Annotated in this window: 1 protein-coding gene and 1 pseudogene; both read right to left on the bottom strand. The window is 62.8% G+C overall.

The features are described from left to right. Positions 1 to 125: 125 nt before the first annotated feature. Positions 126 to 1,391, bottom strand: coding sequence for a beta-ketoacyl-ACP synthase II (gene fabF, locus NW863_RS12975; RefSeq protein WP_414366860.1), 1,266 nt, complete (start codon positions 1,389 to 1,391; stop codon positions 126 to 128). 93 nt (positions 1,392 to 1,484) lie between these two features. After that, a pseudogene (locus NW863_RS12970) lies at positions 1,485 to 1,586 on the bottom strand (acyl carrier protein); the annotation flags it as partial.

Genomic DNA, 1,586 nt, shown 5'->3' with positions numbered 1-1,586 from the left:
GCTGCCATGTGCTGGGCGTATTCGGGGGGATGGCCCTGCTGCGTCAGCTCCGCCGTCAAGGCGGCCAAAGCCTGCTGGCGAACAGAGGGGGCGGAGCCTTCCGGGATGGACATAGGCGGGATCCCTCAATCAGCAGAGTAGCGGCGCAGGGCCAAGGTCACGTTATGCCCCCCAAACCCAAAGGCATTGACCAGGGCCACGTCAATGGCCATCTGCCGCGCCTTGTGGGGCACAAAGTCCAGCCCTTCGCACTCGGGGTCAGGGTTATCCAGATTAAGGGTGGGGGGAACCCAGCCGTGGTAGATGGCCAGGGCCGTCGCCACGGTAGCAATGCCGCCTGCCCCCCCCAACAGGTGACCGGTCATGGATTTGGTGGCGCTAATAGCCAGGCGAGGGGCATGCTCGCCAAAAACTGCCTTGATGGCCTGCACCTCGGCAACATCCCCCACAGGCGTGCTGGTGGCATGGGCGTTGATGTGCTGCACCTCTTCTGGCCGGATCCCTGCATCTTTGAGGGCTAGCCGCATTGCGCGGGCAGCGCCTTCGCCGCCGGGAGCAGGGTTAGTGATGTGGTGGGCATCACAGGTAAGGCCGTAGCCGACGATCTCGGCGTAGATCTTGGCACCGCGGGCGCGGGCATGTTCCAGCTCCTCCAGCAGGAGGATCCCAGCTCCCTCCCCCATCACAAAGCCATCCCGATCCCGGTCAAAGGGCCGGCAGGCCTGCTCAGGAGCCTCATTGCGGGTGGAAAGGGCCTTCATGGCGCTGAAGCCAGCCACCGACAGGGGAGTCACTGCCGCTTCTGTGCCCCCTGTAATGGCCACCTGCACTTCCCCCCGCTGGATAAGCCGAAAGGCATCGCCAATGGCGTTGGAGCCGGAAGCACAGGCCGTCACCGTGCAGGAATTGGGCCCCTTGGCGCCAAAGTGAATGGCCACATGGCCCGCCGCCATATTGGCAATCATCATCGGTACCATGAAGGGGCTGCAGCGATCCGGCCCTTTTTGCAAGTAGATGGTCTGCTGCTCTTCCAAGACCCGGATGCCGCCAATGCCAGTACCCAAGATTACCCCCACCTGCTCGGCGTTGAGATCGGTAATGCGAAATTGGGCGTCCTCCAGCGCTTGTTGGGTGGCAGCCAATGCCAGATGGACGAAGCGGTCGGTGCGCTTGACGTCCTTGCGGTCCAGGTAGTCGAGGGGATCAAAGCCCTTCACCTCCCCGGCAATGCGGCACTCGTGGCGAGAGGCGTCAAAGTGGGTAATTGGCCCAATGCCAGAGCGCCCTGCCAGCAGACCCTGCCAAAACTCGGCAGGAGAGTTGCCAAGGGGGGTTATCGCCCCCAGGCCCGTGATGACAACGCGACGGTGGGAGTTGGTTGGGACGGACATAGGAGCGGCGGCAGGATCCATAGACAACCGTGAGTCCTCTTCCTTAGCACTCCCCCTCGAGGGGGAAGGGGGAGGCCTACCCCCTCTCCCAGCTTAGGCAGCCTTCTTGGAGAGGATGTAGTTGACGGCATCCTGCACGGTGGCGATGCCCTCCGCATCTTCATCGGGGATTTCCAGATCGAATTCCTCCTCAAA

This window comes from Synechococcus sp. B60.1, from assembly GCF_047462555.1.
Classification (GTDB): Bacteria; Cyanobacteriota; Cyanobacteriia; order Thermostichales; family Thermostichaceae; genus Thermostichus.
Note: the sequence above shows the minus strand (reverse complement) of the source record. Positions and strands in the feature narration are given on the sequence as shown.